This is a genomic window from Pseudomonas sp. P5_A2_2 (genome assembly GCF_054177685.1).
The window spans coordinates 1-1,551 of record NZ_JBGCUL010001018.1 but is presented as its reverse complement, the minus strand read 5'-3'; the positions used below and the strand labels follow the sequence as shown (position 1 = coordinate 1,551).

Below are 1,551 nucleotides of genomic sequence, written 5' to 3'. Positions count from 1 at the left end.
GCCTGGCACTGGGCAACACTGCAGTGCTTAAAATGTCCGAGCTGTCGCCGCTGACGGCCAACGAACTGGGTCGCCTGGCCGTCGAAGCCGGCATTCCGAACGGTGTGCTCAACGTCATCCAGGGCTATGGCGCGACTGCCGGTGACGCGCTGGTCAGGCACCCGGACGTACGAGCGATCTCCTTCACCKGCGGCACTGCCACCGGCAAGAAAATCATGCAAACCRCCGGCCTGAAAAAGTATTCCATGGAACTGGGCGGCAAGTCCCCGGTGTTGATCTTTGAAGATGCCGACCTGGAGCGTGCCCTCGACGCGGCGTTGTTCACTATCTTCTCGCTCAATGGCGAGCGCTGCACCGCCGGTAGCCGTATCTTCATTCAGGAAAGTGTTTACCCGCAGTTCGTGGCTGAGTTCGCGGCACGTGCCAAACGCTTGATCGTCGGTGATCCGCAAGACCCGAAAACCCAGGTCGGCTCGATGATCACCCAGGCCCACTACGACAAGGTCACCGGCTACATCAAGATCGGCATCGAAGAAGGCGCCACCCTCCTCGCCGGCGGCCTGGAACGTCCGGCCAACCTGCCAGCCCACTTGAGCAAAGGTCAGTTCATCCAGCCGACGGTGTTCGCCGACGTGAACAATAAAATGCGCATTGCCCAGGAAGAAATCTTCGGTCCGGTAGTGTGCCTGATTCCGTTCAAGGATGAAGCCGAGGCCCTGCAATTGGCTAACGACACCGAATACGGCCTGGCGTCCTACATCTGGACCCAGGACATCGGCAAGGCGCATCGTCTGGCCTACGGCATCGAAGCCGGCATGGTATTCATCAACAGCCAGAACGTGCGTGATCTACGTCAGCCGTTCGGTGGCGTGAAAGGTTCCGGTACCGGGCGCGAAGGTGGCCAATACAGCTTCGAAGTTTTCGCCGAAATCAAGAACGTCTGCATTTCCATGGGCAATCATCACATCCCTCGCTGGGGATTGTGAGCAGCCGATAGCCGCTGCTGAAGGCTGCGATGAGGCGCGCATCAGCTCATCGCGGTTCTCACTGGCCGCTGAATTGAATCGACAAGAATAATTTCAGGAGAATCATCATGGGCGAAGTCGTCCTGGCAGCAAAAGTCTGCCATGTGCCGTCGATGTACTTGTCCGAACTGCCGGGCAAACACCACGGCTGCCGTGCTGCAGCTATTGCAGGGCATAAGGAAATAGGTCGTCGCGCGCGTGAGTTAGGTGCCGACACCGCCGTCGTGTTCGACGTGCACTGGCTGGTGAACAGCGGCTACCACGTGAACAACGGTGAGCATTTCAGTGGTGTTTACACAAGCAATGAACTACCGCATTTCATCAAGGACATGGTTTACCACTACCCAGGCTGCCCGGAACTCGGACAACTGATCGCAGAGGAAGCCAACGCGGCCGGGGTGCGCACGCTGTCGCATAACATCCCGAGCCTGGAACTGGAATACGGCACCCTGGTGCCCATGCGCTACATGCACATGGATGTACCTGCAGCCGAAAAACTCAAGGTGATTTCCATCGCGGCCTGGTG

The 1,551-nt window shown here is 58.3% G+C and carries 2 protein-coding genes; both read left to right on the top strand.

The window, feature by feature from the left end; translation table 11 throughout:
• A partial coding sequence (locus ACXRVY_RS28365; RefSeq protein ID WP_458238877.1) for an aldehyde dehydrogenase family protein occupies window positions 1-986 on the top strand: 986 nt, incomplete at its 5' end.
• Window positions 987-1,093: 107 nt separating this feature from the next.
• Window positions 1,094-1,551 (top strand): DODA-type extradiol aromatic ring-opening family dioxygenase (locus tag ACXRVY_RS28360; RefSeq protein WP_458238876.1); only part of this gene is annotated, 458 nt, incomplete at its 3' end.